This is a genomic window from Chryseobacterium sp. OSA05B (genome assembly GCF_019970065.1).
Lineage (GTDB): Bacteria > Bacteroidota > Bacteroidia > Flavobacteriales > Weeksellaceae > Chryseobacterium.
Window position 1 is genome coordinate 1 of the sequence record NZ_JAHXYH010000003.1, and the last position, 21,955, is coordinate 21,955.

At 37.9% G+C, this 21,955-nt stretch carries 19 protein-coding genes and 1 pseudogene; 12 read left to right on the top strand and 8 right to left on the bottom strand.

Translation table 11 applies throughout. The annotated features are described in order from the left end of the window. The 8 genes and pseudogenes from LC419_RS12130 to LC419_RS12165 all read right to left on the bottom strand — a co-directional run. Positions 1-252 (bottom strand): annotated as a pseudogene (locus LC419_RS12130) (peptidase M61); the annotation flags it as partial. Between the two features lie 151 nt (positions 253-403). Further along, positions 404-2,035: a M1 family metallopeptidase gene (locus tag LC419_RS12135; RefSeq protein WP_223607606.1), complete on the bottom strand. Its 1,632-nt coding sequence runs from the start codon at positions 2,033-2,035 to the stop codon at positions 404-406. An 81-nt stretch (positions 2,036-2,116) separates the two neighbouring features. Beyond that, positions 2,117-2,512, bottom strand: a complete 396-nt coding sequence (locus LC419_RS12140; protein ID WP_223607607.1) for a hypothetical protein — start codon at positions 2,510-2,512, stop codon at positions 2,117-2,119. Positions 2,513-2,524: 12 nt separating this feature from the next. Further along, entirely contained in the window at positions 2,525-3,277 is a 753-nt protein-coding gene (locus LC419_RS12145; RefSeq protein ID WP_223607608.1) for a methyltransferase domain-containing protein, read from the bottom strand. Then, complete coding sequence (locus LC419_RS12150) at positions 3,241-4,005, bottom strand: DUF2071 domain-containing protein (RefSeq protein WP_223607609.1); 765 nt, start codon at positions 4,003-4,005, stop codon at positions 3,241-3,243. The genes LC419_RS12145 and LC419_RS12150 overlap by 37 nt, the downstream gene beginning before the upstream one ends. Then, positions 3,998-4,384 (bottom strand): DoxX-like family protein, encoded by a 387-nt coding sequence (locus LC419_RS12155; RefSeq protein ID WP_223607610.1) that lies wholly within the window; start codon positions 4,382-4,384, stop codon positions 3,998-4,000. Before LC419_RS12155 ends, LC419_RS12150 begins: the two co-directional genes overlap by 8 nt. A 150-nt stretch (positions 4,385-4,534) precedes the next feature. Next, positions 4,535-5,359 carry a twin-arginine translocase subunit TatC gene (gene tatC, locus LC419_RS12160; RefSeq protein ID WP_223607611.1) on the bottom strand — a complete coding sequence of 275 codons (825 nt, stop codon included), beginning with the start codon at positions 5,357-5,359 and terminating at the stop codon, positions 4,535-4,537. A gap of 215 nt (positions 5,360-5,574) precedes the next feature. Beyond that, positions 5,575-6,534 carry an SIS domain-containing protein gene (locus LC419_RS12165; protein WP_223607612.1) on the bottom strand — a complete coding sequence of 320 codons (960 nt, stop codon included), beginning with the start codon at positions 6,532-6,534 and terminating at the stop codon, positions 5,575-5,577. A gap of 158 nt (positions 6,535-6,692) precedes the next feature. Between LC419_RS12165 and recQ the strand changes: the two genes are divergently transcribed. The 12 genes from recQ to LC419_RS12225 all read left to right on the top strand — a co-directional run bounded on the left by recQ (position 6,693) and on the right by LC419_RS12225 (position 21,947). Next, positions 6,693-8,897, top strand: coding sequence for a DNA helicase RecQ (gene recQ, locus LC419_RS12170; protein ID WP_223607613.1), 2,205 nt, complete (start codon positions 6,693-6,695; stop codon positions 8,895-8,897). 137 nt (positions 8,898-9,034) lie between these two features. Continuing rightward, a complete protein-coding gene (locus tag LC419_RS12175; protein WP_223607614.1) occupies positions 9,035-9,442 on the top strand; it encodes a hypothetical protein in 408 nt (135 codons plus the stop codon). Between the two features lie 9 nt (positions 9,443-9,451). Then, on the top strand, positions 9,452-10,534 hold the full coding sequence (locus tag LC419_RS12180) for a glycosyltransferase (RefSeq protein ID WP_223607615.1): 1,083 nt from the start codon (positions 9,452-9,454) through the stop codon (positions 10,532-10,534). 77 nt (positions 10,535-10,611) lie between these two features. Beyond that, positions 10,612-10,962: a hypothetical protein gene (locus LC419_RS12185; protein WP_223607616.1), complete on the top strand. Its 351-nt coding sequence runs from the start codon at positions 10,612-10,614 to the stop codon at positions 10,960-10,962. A 97-nt stretch (positions 10,963-11,059) separates the two neighbouring features. Next, positions 11,060-11,386 (top strand): hypothetical protein, encoded by a 327-nt coding sequence (locus tag LC419_RS12190; protein WP_223607617.1) that lies wholly within the window; start codon positions 11,060-11,062, stop codon positions 11,384-11,386. A gap of 125 nt (positions 11,387-11,511) precedes the next feature. After that, entirely contained in the window at positions 11,512-12,915 is a 1,404-nt protein-coding gene (lpdA, locus tag LC419_RS12195) for a dihydrolipoyl dehydrogenase (RefSeq protein WP_223607618.1), read from the top strand. A gap of 101 nt (positions 12,916-13,016) precedes the next feature. Further along, positions 13,017-13,871, top strand: coding sequence for a DUF4476 domain-containing protein (locus LC419_RS12200; protein ID WP_223607619.1), 855 nt, complete (start codon positions 13,017-13,019; stop codon positions 13,869-13,871). A 232-nt stretch (positions 13,872-14,103) separates the two neighbouring features. Beyond that, a complete protein-coding gene (locus LC419_RS12205) occupies positions 14,104-16,842 on the top strand; it encodes a TonB-dependent receptor (protein ID WP_223607620.1) in 2,739 nt (912 codons plus the stop codon). Positions 16,843-16,865: 23 nt separating this feature from the next. Then, positions 16,866-18,239 (top strand): DUF4876 domain-containing protein, encoded by a 1,374-nt coding sequence (locus LC419_RS12210; protein ID WP_223607621.1) that lies wholly within the window; start codon positions 16,866-16,868, stop codon positions 18,237-18,239. 6 nt (positions 18,240-18,245) lie between these two features. Then, on the top strand, positions 18,246-19,817 hold the full coding sequence (locus LC419_RS12215; protein WP_223607622.1) for a DUF6850 family outer membrane beta-barrel protein: 1,572 nt from the start codon (positions 18,246-18,248) through the stop codon (positions 19,815-19,817). A 6-nt stretch (positions 19,818-19,823) separates the two neighbouring features. Further along, positions 19,824-20,951 carry a cytochrome-c peroxidase gene (locus tag LC419_RS12220; RefSeq protein WP_223607623.1) on the top strand — a complete coding sequence of 376 codons (1,128 nt, stop codon included), beginning with the start codon at positions 19,824-19,826 and terminating at the stop codon, positions 20,949-20,951. Between the two features lie 153 nt (positions 20,952-21,104). After that, on the top strand, positions 21,105-21,947 hold the full coding sequence (locus tag LC419_RS12225) for an arylamine N-acetyltransferase (protein WP_223607624.1): 843 nt from the start codon (positions 21,105-21,107) through the stop codon (positions 21,945-21,947). The last annotated feature ends 8 nt before the right edge of the window (positions 21,948-21,955 follow it).

Sequence of the window (21,955 nt, forward strand, 5' to 3'; positions counted from 1 at the left end):
GGTAAGTTCTCTTCCTTTATTATCGTAAAACTTGATGCCTTCCACAAATCTTCCGTAGTCATCTACAGAATAGGTACCCGGAACGGTTTTCGGAAAATGAAACTTGAGGTCTCCGGATTTCATTTTCGGAAATTCCATGGTAACGGCTACCTTGTCGTCTTTTACATTCACAAGATCAATCGTCGTTTTTATGGATTGGGCATTGGCCAGAAATGCGGCGAATAGACCCAGGCTGATTGCTGTTTTTCTCATTAGGTTTAAATTTTATAGTTAAATAGTAGTTTTTTTAATAGTTTTGTTACGGGATGTCCTATTAAATTTTTCTTAAAATTTTAAAAGACGAAAAGAAAGGAAATAAAAAAGACAAATCCGGGAGTAACGAATTTGCCTTTTTATAATATAATTACTGAACGTTTTTATAATTGATATAATAGTTCTTATTGAATTCTATTGGTGCAGATTTTTTCAGTTTTACGGTCTGCCAGGTTTCTGTCGGATTAATGGTCTGATCTCCATTAATGATCACCGGAAGTTTAAGGTCCTTCACTACATTGGTATATCTGAATTTTAAAGACTCTCCGTTTTGCGAATACTCAAGCGTAGGGATTTTAACCGTTCTTAAGTATTGATCGAAAATACTGGATAAATCCATGCCTGATTTTGAAGACATATAATCTTCAATCTGTTTTGTAGTAACGGTTTGATGATAGAAATCTTTGTTCATTCCTCTCAGAATCTGTCTGAATTTTTCATCATTGTTGATGATCTGCCTGATGGTGTGAAGCATACTCGCTCCTTTTGGATACATATCACCGCTGCCTTCGTTTCTCACACCGTATTTACCGATGATAGGAACATCATTCTGGATGTTTCCACGGATGCCTATAGCATACTGGTCAGCTGATTTTTTGTCCATGTATTTTTCTGTGAAAAGAACTTCGGAATACATGGTGAAGCTCTCATGAATCCACATATCTGCCTGATCTTTTGCCGTAATATTATTGGCATACCATTCATGGCCGCTTTCGTGAATGATGATGTAATCCCAGTTAAGACCTACACCGGTTCCCGAGAGATCTGAACCCCGGTAACCGTTCATATAGCCATTTCCGTACGCTACATTACTCTGGTGTTCCATGCCCAGATACGGGGAATCAACAAGCTTGTAAGAATCTTCGTAGAAAGGATAAGGCCCGAACCAGTATTCAAATGCAGACATCATAGGTTTTACCTGCTGAAACTGTTTTTTTGCTTTTTCAAGGTTGTAATCCAGTACCCAGTAATCCAGATCCAGTTTTCCTTTTTCACCAGTAAATGTATCTTTAAAATTGACATACTTACCGATATTCGGGATGATGGAGTAGGCATTGATTGCATTCTTTACTTCCCAGGTATATGCCGTTTTACCACCTTCTGTTTTTTTATTGATCAGTCTCCCGTTTCCTACCCCTACAAGGTCATTCGGAGTAATGATCTTCATAATGATCCCATTTTCAGGTTCATCGCTCCAGATATCTTTTGTCGGAAGCCAGATCGATGCTCCGATTCCTTCATCGGCAACACTCATCCATGGATTTCCTTTTTCATCCTTAGCGAAAACCCAGCCTCCGTCCCACGGTGCATTTTTTGCAATTACAGGGTTTCCGGAATAGATAACATCAATGGTGTATTTTTCACCTTTTTTGAATTTCTTTTTGGTAGTAACGAAAATAAAATCACCGTCCTGCTTATAGTTGGCAACAGGGAAATTAGCGTCTACTTTATCTGCTTTCATCGGCTGTTGAAGGTCGATCTGGAAGACAGGATCCGTAATATCTTTGGTGATCTCAAAGCTGATTTTATTATATCCTTTAATGCTTTTCTTGGCAAAATCCGGTTCTACGGAAAGATCATATTTTTTGACATCCCAAAAATTCCTGAATTGCGTATCAGACCCTTTCAGAGTATCCTGTTTGGTGAAAACTTTATCCTTTTCAAAGAACTGCCCGAAGACCAGCCCCGAAGCGAATAAAAGTGTATATGTCAACTTTTTCATTTAAATTCAAATTAAATTCAACCAAAAATAGAAAAATTAATGTCAATAATTTAGATTTAAGCACAAATAATTTTATTCTGCTTATTGGAACCAGATGATCCAAAACAAACCGCTGATGTATATCCAGAATAAAGAGAAAATGATATGGATAAAAGTTTCAAAAGCTTTTCCCTTCCATAATTCTGAAGAATATCCGAAAAACTGAATTAGCAGTCTAGTGGTCCAGAAGACCGCCAATCCAAGGGTTATTTTTTTACCTAAACCCGTTTCAGTAAGCTCATGTGGAGAGGTTAAGCAGAGCAAACCCATGAGAAATACCGTTAAAGCAATAAAAATGGTATGGACCCTCATCATTTCCCGGTTCATCAGGCTCAATGACTGAAGTTCCTTTTCCCAGTTAAAATACTTAGGAAAAATGATATGTACGAATGCCAAAGCGATCAGCAGCATTCCGGTTATTTGTAAATGCAGTTCCATAGTATGAGATGGTTATGGGGTACAAATGAAAATTGACATAAAAGCGGTGAATTTTACCTCTTTGAATGATGTAAAACCTGCCTGACTAAAAGCATTTTTCCAGACAGCTTTTGAGAAAAAATGAGTGAAACCTACAGAAAAAGCCAGAAAATTCGAGAAATCTCTAAGGTGTTCTACCATAATTATTTTTCCTTCGGGTTTGCATAAGCGGTGACATTCTTTCAGGAACAGTATCTTTTCCTCATGTGACCTTATTTCATGTACGGCAGAAAGAAGGAAAATTAGATCAACAGACTGGTCAGGTACAGGAATCGAATTGGACTGTATCTGTTGTGTATCAGGATATATAATACTCACTTTCCGAGCTCTTACTATGGCCGGTTCCGTATGCCGTTTTGCGTCATAGAAATCAAATACTTTTAAATCAGCCTGTGGGAAATTGTTTTTGATAATATAGCTCGTTTCATCAAAGCCGGCATTGATATTTATAATCCTTTTTACTTTAGATTCATCAATAGAACAGTCTTTCAGCCATTGAAAATTGTAATATCCCGAAAAATCATACACATAGGCTGATACGATTAATGGCATGATTAATCCGTAAAGAAATGCAGCGATGATGATCCAATACGGAAGATCTGACCATTCAAATATTTGGTGGCTGATGGTAACTAAAGCTAAAACTCCGATTCCTACAATATAAAAATGTCGGTTAAAGCTTAAAATATTTAAGACGCCCTGAAATTTTCTTCTTGTTGTTTCCATGGTTCAATTTTTCCTTTTTTCCAGTAGTATGGAATGTTTTTAATGATGAAAGCATTGGCTAAAACAGGGTTTTCCAGTTTCAGCGTATCTAAAAACCCGAAATGATAATCTAGAATCTGTATCGGTTCAGGGGTCCAGTTTTGTCTGACGCCTTCTATGATTAGAACTTCCTTGGTTTCTTTATTGTAGGTAAAAGTAAAAGGCAATGGTCCTGCAAATCTTCTTGCTTCTTTCCAGTCTGAAAAGGGAGAATGGGGAGGGAGCGATATATTTTCTTCCGTTTTGCTGATGCTGACTTTAAATCCGGACTTCACTGACTGTATTTCTTTTACATTTTCTTTTTCCGTTTGAAGAATGTCTGTCGTAGAATAATTGTAATGAGTGAATATATTACCCATGAATTCCATTTTCTTTTTATCTGTTTCAGATTTAAGAATGTACAGTCCGCGCAATCTTTTACCGGTATTGCTCCTGTATCGTACAAATACCCGGTAGCCGATCAGGAAAAAATCATTTCCCATCAATTTTGGAAAGCCTTTCGGACGTAAATCTTTCGTCTGAACCATGGCTGCCGCTACAAAAGCCCATTGATCCTGAAAGGTGTCAAGCTCCAGACATTCAGGAATAAGGTGCTGCAATTGTTCTTTCGGAAGTGCAAAGGTCAGAACCAGAGAACTTTCGAAAAAAGCTTCAACAGCAAACGGGTGGTTTTTTAAAAAGTTAAACATGATGATTCAGTTTTTTTGGATTCAGGTGAAATTCATTGAAATAAATAAGTAAGATAAAGAGAAACGCAAACAGTGAATTGAATCGGCCCCATAGCAGTAAATCGGGAGCCAATATAAATTCAAGCAGATTCATCGCTGCAATGATTGTAATTTGAGCAAGTGCATTGAATCTGGAATTGATTCCTGTTAAAATCCACACCGCCATCACAACTTCCGAACATCCGATCAGAATAGTGAACAGTCTTGAATAATCACCGCCTAAAATTCTGGCAACAATCTCTTCATGTCGCGGAACGAAATTCAATACTTTACAGAAGAGCCCATTGATCATCCAGACTGTAGCAATACCGTAATTAATTGTGTTATAAATGCTTTTCATGGTATGAGGGATTTGTCTTATTAATTTCTATTCAAAGATAAAAATATTTTTGAACTTTCAGTAATTATTGAAAATAAAGTATTAAAAAAAACAACTCTTTTGGTGTAAAGAGTTGTTTGATAGTATTTTGTAATTTAAATTTAATCTTTGTTATAGAACAGTTGGCAGATTTGCTGCATTTTTCTGAACTTTTTTGTAGGTAAAACTACACATGATAATACTGAATTCATACAGAATAAGCAACGGGAAAGCAGCCATCATCATACTTAACACATCGGCCGGTGTAATGATCGCGGCTACAACCATGATCAGAACGATTGCGTGACGACGATAGGTCTTCATAAACATAGGTGTCAGAATCCCTATACTCGTAAGGAAATAGATCAGAATAGGAAAGAGGAAGATAATTCCCATTCCTAAAATCACTTGTAAAAAGAGTGTTGTATAGTCGCTTAAGTCATAAAGCGGAATAATAATATCTGAGATTTTGAAAATAACTCCAAAATTAACAGCAAATGGTAGGATTAAGAAATAACCGCATAAAACGCCGGTCATAAAAAGAATCCAAACAGCATTGATAATAAAGATTGAGTTTTTTCTTTCTTTCGGATGAAGTGCAGGTCCGATAAATCTCCACAGTTCCCATACAATATAAGGAAAAGCTCCTACGATACCTCCGAAAACAGACACAGCCATCATGACGTTGAACTGCTGATAAAGTCTCTGTACACGAACGGGAAATTCTTTTGGAAGATGAATACTGTCTTCTCCCAAAAGCATTCTAGAGAAGTGGTTGACTACCCTGAAAGTTGGAAAATCATTTCTTGTAGGCCCAAAAAAGATATGGTCCATGATCCAGTTGATATTGAATCCTACGGCAAAAGCTACCACTATAATAGCAATAATTGAGCGGACAAGATGACCTCTTAATTCTCCAATATGCCCCAAAAAGGACATGTCTTTTTTTTCGTCCATATAGTACAGTCTATCTAAAATAGTAAACTTGTCAGCGTAAAGCTGTTTAAGTCTGCGAAATTATGAAATAATAATCAGTATTCAGAATTATTGGGTAGGATTTTGTGCAAGTTTATAAGGGCAATACCTTGATGTTTGATTTTCAGAAAAGAAACAGACGGTATAATGAATACCGCCTGTTGATTTATTAGTGTTGAAGATGACTTCGGTTAGAATTAATTGATCCCCTCATCCAGGAGCTTATGCAAGTCAATAATCCCGAAATATTTTCCGTTTTCTGTGACAATCAGTTGGCCTATGTTGTTTTCTTTCAGAATTTTCATGGCATCTTTGGCCAGCGTATCTCTTTCAATGGTTTTAGGATGGGCAGACATGATGTCTCTTGCCTGAACTTTAGAAATATCATCTCCCTTCATCAGCATTCTTCTTAAATCACCATCTGTAATCACTCCGATGATCTTTTCCTCATCGGTGACCACTGTGATTCCGTGGCTGGATGCACTGATCGAGATGATGACGTCTCTTACCGGTGCGTTTTCCTCTACCTGAGGTTTTTGCGGGGACAAGAACTGATCTACCTTTGAAACAAGGTTCTTTCCTAAACTACCTCCCGGATGAAATTTCGCAAAATCATTTTCCCTGAAGTCATTAAGTTCCATTAAAGCAACAGCCATCGCATCTCCAAGCGCCATCTGAATGGTGGTAGAACTTGTAGGAGCCAGTTTGTTCGGGCAGGCTTCCACATCTACGTGGGTGTCCAGGACAATTTCAGAGAATTCAGCAAGCTTACTCTTCTTATTTCCGGTCATCCCTATCAATGCGGAAGAATAATCTTTCAGAAAAGGGACAAGATTCGCTATTTCGGGTGAATTTCCGGAGTTGGAGATGCATAAAACGACATCCTGTTTCTGAATCACACCCAAATCTCCGTGGATCGCTTCTGAAGCATGGAGGAATTGTGAAGGTGTTCCCGTAGAATTTAAAGTGGCTACTATTTTATTGCCTACATGGGCAGATTTCCCGATTCCCACAACAATTAATTTCCCTTTTGCCGAATGAATAATCTCCACTGCTTTGGCGAAATCTCCATCTATCCTGTTCTTTAATTTCTCAAGTTCTGAAATTTCTATCTCTAATGTGCTCTTGGCAATTGAAATAATGTCGCTTCTTTCCATTTTATAAGTATAAGGTATACAAAAAATCCAATGAAAAACGTTATATTTAAAAAAGAATATTTAATATAAGTTTTATTTTTTATAAATTCGTTCGCTTTTATTTTAAGCAGAATTTTTATAACTTTGGGTTGGATGCAAATTTAGCAATAGAAAATTAGATGAGCGCAAAAAAAGCCAATTTATCAGGCGAATTGAAAAAGTATTTCGGGTTTTCTACATTTAAAGGCCAGCAGGAAGAAATTATAGAAAACCTACTTAGTGGGAAGGATATATTTGTCTTAATGCCAACAGGAGGAGGTAAATCATTGTGTTACCAACTTCCGGCACTTATTTCAGAAGGCACGGCAATAGTTGTTTCGCCTTTAATAGCGTTAATGAAGAATCAGGTAGATGCGGTAAACGGTCTTTCATCTGATGACGGGGTGGCACACGTTTTAAATTCATCATTAAACAAAACACAGACAAAACAGGTCTTTGATGATATCAGAGGCGGTAAAACCAAGCTTTTGTACGTAGCTCCGGAATCATTGATCAAAGATGATTATCTGGATTTTCTGAAAGATGTAAAAATTTCTTTCGTAGCCATAGATGAAGCACACTGTATTTCAGAGTGGGGACACGATTTCAGACCTGAGTACCGGAACCTGAAATCTATTATTGACAGGATTGCTGATGTTCCGGTGATCGCTTTGACCGCAACAGCAACACCAAAAGTTCAGGATGATATCCAGAAAACTTTGGGAATGTCCGATGCACTGGTTTTTAAGGAAAGTTTCAACCGTCCGAATCTATATTATGAGGTACGCCCGAAAGTCAATGTAGATAAGGAGATTGTGAGATTTATCAATCATCATAAAGGAAAATCGGGAATTATATACTGTTTGAGCCGAAGAAAGGTGGAAGAATTTGCGCAGCTGTTGCAGGTCAACGGAATTAATGCCCTTCCTTACCATGCCGGTCTCGACCAGAAAGTAAGAGTGGCCAATCAGGACAAATTCCTGATGGAAGAAGTAGATGTGATCGTAGCCACTATCGCATTCGGGATGGGAATTGACAAGCCGGATGTGCGTTTTGTTATCCATTATGATTTTCCTAAATCTCTTGAAAGCTACTACCAGGAAACCGGAAGAGCAGGAAGAGATGGCGGCGAAGGCTATTGTCTTGCATTTTATGACCCTAAGGATATTGAAAAGCTGGAAAAATTCCTTGCCCAGAAACCTGTTTCTGAAAGAGAAATCGGGCTTCAGCTTTTAAATGAAGTGGTAGGCTATGCGGAAACTTCCATGAGCCGAAGACAGTATATTCTCTATTATTTTGGAGAAAATTTCGATCCGGTCAAAGGAGATGGTGCAGACATGTGCGACAATTCATCCAATCCTCCAAAATTAAAAGAAGCTACGGCAGATCTGAGAAAAGTGCTGGAACTCATCAGAGATACTCAGGAAAAATTCAAATCTAAAGATCTGATCTCCGTCATCGTCGGAAAAGAAAATGCCGTTACAAAATCCTACAAACTGGAACAGACTTCTCATTTCGGTTTTGGAAAAGAGGAAAAAGATAATTACTGGAAAACCATTTTAAGACAGGCTACCGTTCAGGGGTTTCTGCAAAAAGATATTGAAACGTATGGCGTTTTAAAAATGTCAGACAAAGCGAGAAACTTCTTAGATCATCAGCCTAAAGAACCATTCCTAATCGCTGAAGACCGCGAATTCGATCTTTCCCAGACCAAAGCGGAGAGCGAACAGGTGCAGATGCAGGCCAGCAGCGGACTCGATCAGAATTTATTCGGTCAGCTGAAAGATTTGAGAAAGAAAGTAGCCAAGAAATATGGGATTCCGCCTTATACCGTTTTCATGGATCCGAGTTTGGAAGATATGACGGTTCAGTATCCTGTTTCGGTGGATGAAATTGCGAAAATTTATGGAGTAGGAGAAGGAAAAGCCAAAAAATACGGTAAAGAATTCGCAGACTTCATTAAAACTTACGTTGAGGATAACAATATTGAGCGTACCCAGGATATGGTGCTTAAGCAGGTGGCGAATAAATCCAGTCACAAGGTTTTCATCATTCAGAGTACCGATAAAAAGATAGATCTTGAAGATATTGCAAGGGCCAAAAATCTTTCGATGAACGAGCTTTTAAAGGAAATGGAAAGTATTGTTTATCAGGGAACAAAGCTGAATATCGATTATTATATTGAAGATAACTTCGATGAAGATATTGTAGACGGCTTCATGGAATTCATGACCGAATCTGAAAGCGACAGCATGAAAGTGCTTCTGGATGAATTTGGAGATGAACTGTCTGATGAAGAAGTGAGAATGCTGAGAATAAAATTCATCAGTGACGTAGCTAACTAAGAATGAATTTACAGAATAACGAAATAATTTTAAAAGAAATTCTTCCAAAGAAGGGTTTCTTTTTTAATATGACGGAGAAACTGAGAATTGTTTTCTCTTTTTTTTATTTGGGAATTTCCGCACTATTTCTTTTAAATATGACTTCTTTCTTTTTCTTTTTTGCAATATTTATGTTTGGAACGGGGTTGTATTTAGCATTTTTCAGATGGATTCTAAGATATTCAGATTTAAAAAATAACTATTATCTCATTACCAATGAGCGAATTATTATTGCTGAAAAGTCAACTAAAGAAATTTTGGAGGAAAAAAAATTGGAAGAAATAGATCAGATCAACATCGAAATGAATAATAATTTTTTTGGAAATATTATTTTTGGTGAACCGGAGACTATTTTTGGAAGAAACGATGATCCTTTTTCTTTTTTTAAAAGAAGTGGGATGAACTTTGATGAAGACAAATATGTCTTTTTAAGTGTTGAAAATATCAATGAGATTATTCCCATCTTCGAAAACTTAAAATTAAAGGTTAATAAAACTTTTTACTAACTTTAACTGATGAAAAAGATTTCTGTCATATTTATTCTGCCGGATCTGGAAACCGGTGGTGCAGAAAGGATTGTTACCACCATCGCGAATCACCTGTCCAGAGACCGGTTTGAACCCAAAATCCTGTTGCTCCGCAAACAGGGCGGATATCTTAATTTTTTGAAAAAAGATGTTGAAATCATCGACATCAATACGGAGCGGATCAGACATTCTTTAAAACCTATTCTGGGAGAAATCTACAGACGGAAACCGGATATTGTATTCTCAGGGTTTGGTGAGGTGAATGCCTATCTGGCTTTATTTATCAAACTTTTCCCGAGGACGAAATTCATCGCCAGGGAAACCAATGTGGTGACGCAGCATGTGACCAGAAAAGAAATTAAATTCTTCTATAACTTTTACAATAACTATCAGAAGATCATTGCGCAAAGTGATGATATGATGAATGATCTTGTCGATAATTTCAATATTAAGAAAAAGAAAATTGTCAAAATAAATAATCCTGTTGATTTTGATTTTATCAATGAAAAATTAGCCAGCTCTACCAAGCCGGACTGCTTTAAATACAATTATAAAAATGTAGTGGCAATCGGTAATCTGTCTTCGAGAAAAGGCTTCGACAATCTTCTGAAAGTGTTTTCAAGACTTAAAAACGAAAATATCCTGCTTCATATTCTGGGTGACGGCAAAGACAAAGATGTCTTGCTGCAGACGAAAGATTTTCTGGGATTAAAAAATGTCATTTTTCACGGCAGGAAAGATAACCCTTACCAGTATCTGAAATATGCCGATCTTTTTATTCTTTCTTCAAGATATGAAGGTTTTCCGAATGTCCTTCTGGAAGCCGGAGCGTGCGGAACCTATTCTCTGGCCAATAATTGTCCCGGAGGGATCAACGAGATCATTCAGCATCAGATCAATGGGGAAGTTTCCAATATCGAAGACTATGAAGATTTCTCTCAGAAAATAATGAAGGTTCTTCAGGGAAATTATAACCGTGATGCTATAAAAAACTCTATCCGATCAAGATTCTCAAAGAATATCATTCTCGATAAATATGAAAAGGTTCTGATGGATCTGATGAAGAAATAAGTCCAGGATTTGCGTTATGACTTCATATTTCTTTACATTTGGCCTTCATTAATTTTATTTAAAATCAATATTCATCAATGAATACAATCCCCAAAATTGGATGTGCCTGTGAAAAACCGACTTCGGACTATACGGAATACAGAAGTTCTGAATTAGGTATAGACCATACGAACGGAAGATATGCAGAAGTAACGATTCAACAGTGCAAACTATGTCAAAGAATATGGGTTCGTTATTTCGTTGAATTCGAGCATTTTTCCAAATCGGGAAGATGGTACAAAGGCATCGTTACGAAAAAAGACCGCTTACAGATGACCCCAGAAAATACAGTGGACTATTTGGAAAGCCTTGAATGGTATGTGTATGGGGGCTCGTTTTTTGAAAGTGCCGGAATGTTTGGATCCGGAAAAATGAACGTAGATGCGTGATTTCTGTTATAAAGTGAAAATATAAATAAGCATATAGGTTCTATTGATTATTTTAGGATGACAATAAATTCCATAAAATAATTAAAATTTTTTAACCATGACTAGCGAATTAAAACAGGAAATATACAATAAGTATAGAAGTTATCTTGCTGAAAATTATAATGAAAAATACATCTATCGACTCATCATTCAGGAGGGGTATGATCAACAAGATGTAGATGAAGTCATGAAAGACATTCATGCTGAGAAACAAAAAGCCATAAAACAAAAAAATAAATACCGTTCTGTTATAAGCATCATATTATATATAGTAGGTACTGTGGTTCTCTTAGCAGGGATGGTAGTGATTACTTTAGGAGGAATTAAAATTGGAATTCCTTTGATTATTCTTGCCGTCATTATATGGATCAATGCAAACAGATAACACTTGTTTTTTGCAAATTCCAAATTCATCTGTAAACTTGATAAAACTCACTTGGGTGTGTGGCAATTAATCAGTAAATTTGTGATTACTAAGTAAGATAATAACAAACAAATTCATACAATAACATGAGTCAATTCGATGTTACCGTAATCGGTTCTGGTCCTGGAGGTTATGTAGCTGCTATCCGTGCAGCTCAGTTAGGTTTCAAAACAGCAATTATTGAAAAATATTCAACTTTAGGCGGAACTTGTCTTAACGTTGGATGTATTCCGTCAAAAGCACTTTTAGACAGTTCTGAACATTTCGAAAATGCAAAACACAATTTTGCAGGTCACGGAATCATTATCAATGAGCCACAGGCCGATATTGCAAGAATGGTTGCCCGTAAAAACGAGGTGGTAGATCAGACGACTAAAGGAATCCAGTTTTTGATGGACAAAAACAAAATCACTGTTTTTGAAGGTTTGGGAAGCTTCGAATCTGCTACTCAGATCAAAATCACGAAAAACGATGGTTCTTCTGAAACTATTGAATCTAAATATACCATCATTGCAACAGGTTCTAAACCGTCTTCACTTCCTTTCATCAATCTTGATAAAGAAAGAGTGATCACTTCTACAGAAGCGTTAAACCTTAAAGAAATTCCTAAGCACCTGGTAGTAATTGGTGGTGGGGTAATCGGTCTTGAGCTAGGTTCTGTATATTTAAGATTGGGAGCTCAGGTAACTGTTGTTGAATTCATGGATAAAATCATCCCTGGAATGGACGGTGCATTGAGTAAAGAATTGACTAAAGTTCTTAAAAAGCAGGGAATGAAGTTCATGCTTTCTACCGCTGTATCTGCCGTGGAAAGAAATGGAGATAGTGTAAAAGTTACTGCTAAAGATAAAAAAGGAGAAGAGGTAGTTGTAGAAGGAGATTACTGTTTAGTTTCAGTAGGAAGAAAGCCTTATACAGACGGTCTTGGTCTTGAAAAAGCTGGTGTTGAACTTGATGAAAGAGGGAGAGTAAAAACAAACGACCATTTACAGACTAACGTTGCAAACATCTACGCAATTGGAGATGTGATCAAAGGAGCAATGCTTGCACACAAAGCCAGTGAAGAAGGAACTTTGGTTGCTGAAATCATTGCAGGTCAAAAACCACATATCAACTATAACTTAATCCCTGGTGTTGTATACACTTGGCCTGAAGTTGCCGGAGTTGGTAAAACAGAAGAGCAATTGAAAGAAGAAGGAGTTGCCATTAAGGTAGGTTCTTTCCCAATGAGAGCGTTAGGTAGAAGCCGTGCAAGTGGTGATATCGACGGTCTTGTGAAAATCATTGCAGACGAGAAAACAGATGAGATTTTAGGAATGCATATTATTGGAGCAAGAGCAGCCGACCTTATCGCTGAAGGAGTTATTGCAATGGAGTTCCGTGCAAGTGCTGAAGATGTGGCAAGAAGTTCTCACGCTCACCCGACCTATGCAGAAGCGATTAAAGAAGCTGCATTGGATGCTACAGGTAAGAGACCGATCCATATCTAATTTTTAATTGAAAGATTTAAAAATTTAAATATTAAAAGAGAAGTGAAACACTTCTCTTTTTTTTGGCATAAAAATGGAGATCGACAAAGCAAATTTATTTTATGAAGAAATTTTTTATAGGTTTAGCGTTTTTTGCAGCAATATACTCGTTTGCTCAGGAAGCAGGAAAGGCGGGTGAGCTTTTAAAAAATGAAGCTTCCGCAGCAGAAATGCAGGTTTCCGGAAATGCAAAGACAAAAGCGAAGGGTTTTGATCAGTCAAAATATAATCAGACAGGTAATTCAAACAATACATCAAAAAATCCAAACTATCAGTGGAATAAAAACTATGGGTACGCAGAAGTTTTTCTGAGAATCCCGGAACAGGGCTTTTTCACGGTTGAAATTGGTGATCAGATGATTTCAAACGGTTCCGGAAAATACCGTTTTTTTGATCTTCAATCCGGTAAAATACCTGTGTCGATCTATGAAAATGGGTTTTTGCTGTACAGAACAACGTTAATACTGCGTAACAACAACAGAATGGTTCTGGATTTCTTCACCAACGAAGGCCTTTACTTACTGGATCTTTACCCTGTTAAAAGCCAGTCTTATGGTTTTAATGACTGGAATGATGTCTGGAATAATCCCTATGGAAATCATCCGGGAGACGGATATAATTCAGGAAACGTGATGGATAATAATACTTTCCGTCAGTTTTTTGATAGGTTACAGAATAACGAAAAGTTCGATGATGGTAAACTGGCTATGATCAATCAGCAGATGCGCAGTTCTATGTTCACTTCAGCACAAATCAGAGATCTGGTGAAATATATCAGTTTTGATAAAAATAAACTGGCACTGGCTAAATCGATGTACAAAAGATGTGCAGATAAAAACAGGTATTTCTTAGTCTACGATGCATTTGATTTTGAAAACAGCAAGAGGGAACTCATGGAGTTTGTCGCAAAATCTTAATACATAAAGAGAAGCAAAATGCTTCTCTTTTTTGTTATTTAAAATTGGCATTATTCTGCATATATCAGCCTTAGAACGGGTATTCTAATCTTTTTCTGCTTATATATTTCATGTAAATTTATTCTTCTTTTAAATAAGTCCACAATTTGTGAAGTAAAAAATCATGAAAAATCACAATGCTTTTATTTTTATTTAGAAAAATTATAAATAATTTTGCCAAAAATTGTTAAAATTGAAGAAGAAAGTATTATTCCTTGCTTTTCAGTTTGTTATCCTATCCGTGAGTGGTCAGACTGTGACCGGGATAGTAGTGGCAGCAGACAGTAAGAAGCCTGTTTCGGGAGTCAAGGTCGGTGTGGAAAACACCGGAATATGGACGGTAACGGATAATTCAGGGCTATTTAAGATCAATTATCATTCTAATGAGACGCTGGTATTTTCAAGATCCGGTCTTTTGGAAGAGAGACAAACCTATATCACAGTTCCTGCTGACAGGATCACGGTAGAAATGCAGGCTGCATCTATCCGCATCAAGGAAATTGCATTGGCTGCCAAAAAGAAAAACTATTCCGAAATTGAAATCAAAGAGGAAGCCTTGAAAAATATTCAGGCGTTCTCTCTGAACGAGGTTTTGGAACAGATTCCGGGACAGAAGCAGAGAAACCTTTCTCTGAATGAATTTAAACCCATCGTTTTCCGTTCTACCAATCTTGGATCTTTGATGAGAACTGGTGCAGAAGGTTTTGGAAATAAATCCTTTGGTACAGCTGTCGTGGTAGATGGTATTCCTATTTCCAATAATGAAAATATGCAGGGATATACAGGGAATTATTCTCCTATTGCTAATTCACTAAATTATGAAGGATCACTATTCAATCCCAATATGTTGGGCTTTGGTAAATCAAACGGGTACAATGGTTATTTTTCCAATGCCAATTTCGGAGTTGACTTAAGAGAAATTCCGGTGGAAAACATCGAAAGCGTGGAAGTGGTTCAGGGAATTCCATCTGCAAAATACGGGGATCTTACTTCAGGTCTTGTAAATATTCAACAGAAAAGCGGAAAGACACCTTACAGAGCCTATATTGCTTTAAGAGAAGGAACTCAGGAATTTAACCTTAATAAAGGCGTAAAGATCAATGATAAACTGGGTTTTCTGAATGTAAACGTGAATTATTTAAGCTCAAACTCAGATCCGAGAACGAAGTTCAACAGATACCAAAGGGTTACTACCAGCCTGATGTGGACCGTTTACAACAAAAATAAAAACATCAGTAACTCCCTTTCCTTAGATTATGGGGATAATTTCGACAATGCCAATTTTGAGGAAGAAGATGATTCCAAACAAATCATTAAAAATAAAAACAGGTCTGTAAGAATCTCGAACCGCTTTAACTGGAGATTTAAAGAATCATTTTTTGATAACCTGAGCATCAATGCCAATTACAGCCGGTCTTACCAAAACACCTATGATTCCAAGCTTGTGAATTCCGGGGGTAAAATTGTAGGAACTAGTACCACAAACGATGTTTATACTGGTTCTTATACGCCCATCAACTACAGACAGGTACAGGAAGTGGAAGGAAAGCCAATCTCTGTATTTCTTTCTGCCGAGCTGAAAAAGAATTTCAGAACCAAAAGTGACTGGACGCATAATTTCTTAGTAGGAACATCATTAAGAAGCAGTGATAATAAAGGGCGAGGAAGATTGGGAACTCCGGAAACGCTGATTACTACTTTTGCAGGCGGAGGGCAGTCTTTCAGACCATATAACTTCGGACAGAACGTAAGAGCTGAGTACCAATATTCCGTGTATGCAGAAGACAATGTTTTCAAAAGATTTGGGAATTATATCTTTAATTTAAATGCGGGGGTAAGATTTGACAACCAGTTCGGCTCTTCTGTGCTGCAGCCAAGAATCAATTCCTATTTAATTTATAAAAACTTTAAGTTCAGAGGAGGTTTCGGTATTGCATCCAAAGCGCCTTCCATCAACATGATCTATACAGGTCCGAGATATTATGACCAGATTCTTGCAGACGTGCGTCTTCCGGGATATTATAATGTGGGAGTGGTACAGACTTTTGTAGATTATGCCGACAATAAAGATCTGAAGCCTTCAAGAAGTGTCCGTTCCGAAGTGGGTGTTGATTATAAATTCGCTTACGGAAATGTGGGACTTACAGCTTATTACAACAAGCTTTATGATGGTTTTACCAACGAATATTATGCCTCAAAAAGGCAGCAGGCCAAGCTTCAGATCAATTATAACGGAAACAATACGCCTACCTACGATATTACGGGATACAGTAACTATTTTTATCTGCAGAACAGGATTGTAAACAGTCTTAAATCTGAGGATAAAGGTTTGGAATTAATGATGAACCTTAATAAGCTTCCCATCAGAAATATCAGTCTGGACATCAACGGAAGTTACGTGGAAACGAAAAACAATTCCAATGTAGACCGTTATAAAGATTCCAAAACGCTTGCTGACGGGGCTATTTACGGCTTATACAGATCGGTAGAATCCCAATACAAACAGATGACGGTAAGTGCAGCTGTGAATTACCATCTGCCAAAAGCAGGACTGGTGATTTCCTTCCGTACCCAGCATTTCTTCGTTGATGATAAACTGATCATCAACCCAAAATCACTCTATGCCTACATCAATACGAATATGGAGAAAGTGGAGATGACCCCTGAACAGATCAATGATCCGAAACAGTTTGCCAGCATTAAAGACAATGATGTGGATGAAGAAAACACAAAGCTGGGGAAGGTCTTCCATAATTTCAACCTTAAAATTTCCAAAGACTTTCAGAACGGATTTAAATTTTCTTTCTACGCCAATAACTTCCTTGACTTGAAACAGATTCAGTCTAAAACGGAAAACGGAAGAACAATTGAAACCCTGAAAACAGATCTTCTGAAACTTTCTTTCGGGGCCAAAATAGAATATCAATTTTAAACATGATGATAAACATAAACACTATGAAACAGTTACTGAGCTTTTTAACCCTACTACTGATGCTGGTTTCCTGTCGTGATGATGATTTCGGAAATGGAAGCACTTCCACATTACAGCCTGTTGCATATCAGGTGGAGGTATCTTACGAGAAAGCAGTCTATGGTGATCAGCGTACTAAAAAAGCAACGGTTGTAATGACCAACAACAATTCCGGAGATACGTATACTTTAGATACAGATGCGAACGGATATGCCAATTTTCAAAACGTTATTCCGGGAACATACAAGATTACCGTATCCAAAAAAATGCTGGCTGATGAATTTCTTGCCACCTTTGGATACCAATCTGCATCTGCTGAAATGAGCTTCAACGGTGTTCAGGAAAATGCGATCATCAGTGCTAATATCCAGAAAACTTCTGTAGAAGTAAAAGGAGCAAGAGTAGGGGATCTTCTGATCAAACAGATCTATTATGCAGGATCTCATGCTATACAGGGTGCAAGTTTCAGAGATCAGTTCATTGAAATTTATAATAATTCCGATCAGGTGATCTATGCAGACGGATTGTACATAGGACAGCTTTACGGTAAAGTGAATACCGCCACCAACAATACCTATTCTCAGGCGAATGGACAGTTCGACTGGAGTAAATCTATCGGTATGACGATAGGGAACGCTGCCAATACAGACTATGCCTATGCAGATTATATATTGAAAATTCCGGGTAACGGAACCCAGTACCCGATTTTACCAGGAGGAAGCATCGTAATTGCACAAAACGGGGTGAATCACAAATCACCGCTGGTAGACAATACCGGAAATCCCATTAATATCCAAAATCCAGCATTGACGGTAGATCTGAGTACCTCTAATTTTGAAGTTTATTTAGGAGACTACAACCTTTCTATCGGGCAGCCGGTTTATAAATTTGATATTCAGAATCCTGCCGTACCGGATATGAAAATTGCCTATTGGGGAAGAACCGGATACTGGAGCCCGAATAATGACTTTATTATGGACAATTTGGGAAGAGACAGCTTTGTGATCTTCAGAGTGAATGATCTGGATGCACTTGCTGATTATTCTGATCCATCGGTAGTGACTGTTAATTCCAATACAAGATACTTTAAACAGATCCCGAACAGCGCTATTATAGATGGGGTAGATCTTCAGCACAATAACCCGAACTCTCAGAGACCGAAAATGCTGAGTGCTTCCATTGATGCTGCATCTATCGCATGTGACGGCTCATTCAATTCCCAGGCGGTGATCAGAAAAACAAAAGAACTTGTCGATATGCCAAATAACGGTGGTAAGAGAAGAGTATTGGCAGATACCAACAATTCAGCAAACGATTTTGTAAAACAAACGGCAAACCCAAGAGGTTTCCAGCAATAACTTATAATGAAATTCAAGACTTTATATATCATTCCTATACTGTCATTCGGTTGTGCCTCGGCGCAGCTGCATGACAGCATTTTTATCCCGAGAAATCAGATCTACTATAATCAGCTGGGCAGAATCTGGGATAACCCGATTCAGTTTTCAAAGCAGAAGTTTTCAGATTTTACAGAAACAGAACTGAAGGCAACGGTAAAAGACCTTACTATGAAAAGGGTACAGACGGCAGAAGAATCCTATGAGTATGCCTTTAAAACACAGGGCATCTTTAATATTTCTGAAAAGCTAAGGCTTTTAGGAAGCTTCGATTATCAGTTTGTCACGGAGAAAAATCTCGGTTTTAATCTGACCAATGGAAGAACGGAAGATGAACTGGTACTGAACCCGAATTACCTTTTCGTCCCTAAAAAAGCAAATTGGGAAACTCAGAACTACCGTGTACAGGGAGGTATGTCTTACAATCCTTGGAAGGGCCTTGAGCTTGGAACTTTAATCGATTACAAAAACCAAAGCTCTTACAGGAAATCTGATCCGAGACCGCATATCAATACAGCAGATTATTCAGGGAAATTATTTGCAGGATACCGTTTGGGGAAACACCAGCTTTCTGTTTTCGGAGGGATGGGAAGGAGATCTGAAACTTATGATCTGATGGCTGTCAACGAATCTGTAAATGCGCCGGCCAATAATGAATACTACGTGAGATTTTCCAACGGTTACGGAAGACTCATCTATTTCCCGTCTTATACAGACTATAGCTACAGAACGATAGACCGTAATTTTGGTGGAGGCTATGCATTTGAAAATAAGAGAAATTTCTTCAATATTAATTTCTCCTACAGTAAAAAAATGCAGAATCTTTACGGAAATGATGGAGAAAAAAGAAATTCAGCCTCAGGATCTACCTATTTCGACGAAAGCCTGGAGAAAATGAAATACAGACTGGTCAACTACCGCACTGATGCCAATTACTGGTACAAAGGTGACAGGATGGATTTTATGTCTAATGCCAATTTCCAGAGCATAACGGGAGATAATTATAACAATTCGGAATTCGGGCAAAACTACAGAATGACGATGGACAGACTCGCAACGGCGAACCACTTTCTTCTGAGAGACGGAGAAAAAATAAAGCTGGGAACAACGCTTGAAGCCGTTTACAGTGATTTTTCTGCGATTGATCTTCTCGGAGCCACTTATAAGTATGTCAAAAGCCTGAATCTGAATTTAAAATTCAACAAAGATATTTTCTTTACCGATAAGCAGAAAGTGAATCTGGAAGTAGGAGCGATGTCTTATTTTCCTTTGGATACAAGCCTGGATTATAAAGCGGCATCTTCCAATACTTTGCTGTATGACAATGTGATCCGAAACGATCATGAGTTTGACAGCACTTCAAAAATGGGACCTCAGTTGGGACTTCAGTTTTATCAGAAGGTGAGCGCTAAGACAGACCTGAAAATATTTACTAATTTTGCGACATTGTTCCCGTTGAATAAAAGACTGGAAGAAAATACGGACTACAACGGAACTCCGAATCTGTATTTCAATGCGGGAATATCCCTGTTTTATTAGAAAATTATGAAGTATTTTTTGCCGCTGTCGGCAGTATTGTTTGCCATTTATTCTTTTTCTGATTTTGGAAGTATTCAGAAAGGCTACACCCATCAGGAACTGAGAGATCTTTATGGAAGCGGAAATCATGATCTCTGGCCGAAACCTCATTTGTTTGATGAAGCCAAAGAAGGTTTTCAGGATATAGGATCTCTGTCTAAACCTGAATTTCCAAAAGACAATCCTTATTCCAAAGATAAGGAAGAACTGGGGAAGGTACTTTTCTTTGACCCTAGGCTTTCCAAATCGGGACAGATCTCGTGTGCGAATTGTCATGATCCTGAATTGGCCTGGGCAGACGGAAGAAGAGTAGCGTATGGTCACGACAGGCAGCAGGGAACAAGAAATACCCCTACGATTCTGAATATCGTTTATGCCAAAGAATATTTCTGGGACGGAAGAGCGGCAAGTCTGGAAGAACAGGCCAAAGCACCGATAGAAAACCCTTTAGAAATGAATCTGCATTCGAGACTGGCGGTGAAAAGAATTGCAAAGATCAAAGGATACAGAGACTATTTTCAAAAAGCTTTCGGAACAGAGAAAATCACTGAAGAGAACATTGTCAAGGCTATTGCTACTTTTGAAAGAACGATCATCAGCCCGAAGTCGAAATTTGATAAGTTTGTAGAAGGGAAAAAGGATGCACTCACGGATTCTGAAATTAATGGACTGCATTTATTCAGAACAAAAGCGAACTGTATCAACTGTCACAATACACCTTATTTCTCAGATCAGAAGTTTCACAATGTAGGACTTACCTATTTCGGAAGGGAATATGAAGATCTGGGACTTTATAATATCAGTAAGAAGAATGAAGATGTAGGGAAATTTAAAACAGCTACCCTGAGAGAAATTTCACAGACGGCGCCTTATATGCACAATGGATTATTTCCTAACATGAGAGGAGTCCTGAATCTGTATAATGCCGGAATGCCTAATGAAAAGAGAAACAGAGACAGCCCGCTGGCCCCGAAAAAATCAGGGATGCTGGAAAAACTGAATCTTACAGACGCTGAACTCACAGACCTGGAAAATTTCCTGAAAACGCTGCACAGCTATCAATACAAAATGAGGGCACCACAGCTGCCAAAATAGATAAAAGAGAAGCAAAGTGCTTCTCTTTTTTGCTATAACAATACGAAGAAAAGGGACAATGATTGATTTGTCCTCGTAATTCTCTCTTTTGACCTATTTTTGAGATCTGAACAATCCCGATATTTGAAAAAAATAAATTTAAAATTCAACATTATGGAAAACCAGCAACTGGATCTGTACCTAAATAGAATACAAGCAGAACAACCGGCAGAAAATATAGAAAAATTAGAGCTTTTGAAAAGACTGCATCAGCTGCACCCGAAAAATATCACCTTTGAAAATATAGAAACCTTTACCGGAAAAACGCCTTCATTGAAGTTGGACGATGTTTTAAATAAATTGGTTACGCTTCAGAGAGGAGGATATTGTTATGAGCAGAATTCATTGTTCAAAGATGTTTTGGAAACGTTAGGTTTTACCATTAAAATGCATCTGGCCAGAGTCGTGTGGGGCAGTAAAGACGGAACCGGAACCGCCCGCACTCATATGATGCTCACCACAGAGATAGATGGTGTGAAATACCTTGTAGACGTGGGCTTCGGCTCTATGACCCTTACTTCCCCGATCATATTGAATACAGATATCGAGCAGGAAACACCGAATGGTTTGTTCCGTCTGGTAAAAACAGAAGATTTTTACAGATTGGAAGTTTTAAAGGATGAATGGTTGCCTATTTATAAGTTTTCGCTGGAAGAAGTGGAGCTATCAGATCTGGAAATGGCTAACTGGTATATTGCAACTGGCCAGGGTTCTGTGTTTAACCGGTTTTTAATGATTACCAGAGTGGATGAAGAGGCCAGATATGCCCTTTTTAACAGTACATTTAATATCCGCTGGAACGACGGAAGAAAAGAAACCTCAGAGATTACAGAGCCGGATCAGCTGGCTTTTATTCTTAAAACGTATTTTAATCTTCATCATCTTTCGGATGAGCTGTTGGAAAAAATATACGGAAAACTGAAAGAAATTAAAGCTCATTTCAGTGTAACACAATAGGAATTGAG

What these genes read in the sequence shown, in the direction of transcription:
- LC419_RS12150 (WP_223607609.1), bottom strand. Translation starts at nt 4,005, where the DNA reads ATGTTTAACTTTTTAAAAAACCACCCGTTTGCTGTTGAAGCTTTTTTC.
- recQ (WP_223607613.1), top strand. Translation starts at nt 6,693, where the DNA reads ATGAGCGCAAAAAAAGCCAATTTATCAGGCGAATTGAAAAAGTATTTC.
- LC419_RS12210 (WP_223607621.1), top strand. Translation starts at nt 16,866, where the DNA reads ATGAAACAGTTACTGAGCTTTTTAACCCTACTACTGATGCTGGTTTCC.
- LC419_RS12225 (WP_223607624.1), top strand. Translation starts at nt 21,105, where the DNA reads ATGGAAAACCAGCAACTGGATCTGTACCTAAATAGAATACAAGCAGAA.
- lpdA (WP_223607618.1), top strand. Translation starts at nt 11,512, where the DNA reads ATGAGTCAATTCGATGTTACCGTAATCGGTTCTGGTCCTGGAGGTTAT.
- LC419_RS12185 (WP_223607616.1), top strand. Translation starts at nt 10,612, where the DNA reads ATGAATACAATCCCCAAAATTGGATGTGCCTGTGAAAAACCGACTTCG.
- LC419_RS12165 (WP_223607612.1), bottom strand. Translation starts at nt 6,534, where the DNA reads ATGGAAAGAAGCGACATTATTTCAATTGCCAAGAGCACATTAGAGATA.
- LC419_RS12200 (WP_223607619.1), top strand. Translation starts at nt 13,017, where the DNA reads ATGAAGAAATTTTTTATAGGTTTAGCGTTTTTTGCAGCAATATACTCG.
- LC419_RS12220 (WP_223607623.1), top strand. Translation starts at nt 19,824, where the DNA reads ATGAAGTATTTTTTGCCGCTGTCGGCAGTATTGTTTGCCATTTATTCT.
- LC419_RS12140 (WP_223607607.1), bottom strand. Translation starts at nt 2,512, where the DNA reads ATGGAACTGCATTTACAAATAACCGGAATGCTGCTGATCGCTTTGGCA.
- tatC (WP_223607611.1), bottom strand. Translation starts at nt 5,359, where the DNA reads ATGGACGAAAAAAAAGACATGTCCTTTTTGGGGCATATTGGAGAATTA.
- LC419_RS12190 (WP_223607617.1), top strand. Translation starts at nt 11,060, where the DNA reads ATGACTAGCGAATTAAAACAGGAAATATACAATAAGTATAGAAGTTAT.
- LC419_RS12180 (WP_223607615.1), top strand. Translation starts at nt 9,452, where the DNA reads ATGAAAAAGATTTCTGTCATATTTATTCTGCCGGATCTGGAAACCGGT.
- LC419_RS12175 (WP_223607614.1), top strand. Translation starts at nt 9,035, where the DNA reads ATGACTTCTTTCTTTTTCTTTTTTGCAATATTTATGTTTGGAACGGGG.
- LC419_RS12145 (WP_223607608.1), bottom strand. Translation starts at nt 3,277, where the DNA reads ATGGAAACAACAAGAAGAAAATTTCAGGGCGTCTTAAATATTTTAAGC.
- LC419_RS12135 (WP_223607606.1), bottom strand. Translation starts at nt 2,035, where the DNA reads ATGAAAAAGTTGACATATACACTTTTATTCGCTTCGGGGCTGGTCTTC.
- LC419_RS12215 (WP_223607622.1), top strand. Translation starts at nt 18,246, where the DNA reads ATGAAATTCAAGACTTTATATATCATTCCTATACTGTCATTCGGTTGT.
- LC419_RS12155 (WP_223607610.1), bottom strand. Translation starts at nt 4,384, where the DNA reads ATGAAAAGCATTTATAACACAATTAATTACGGTATTGCTACAGTCTGG.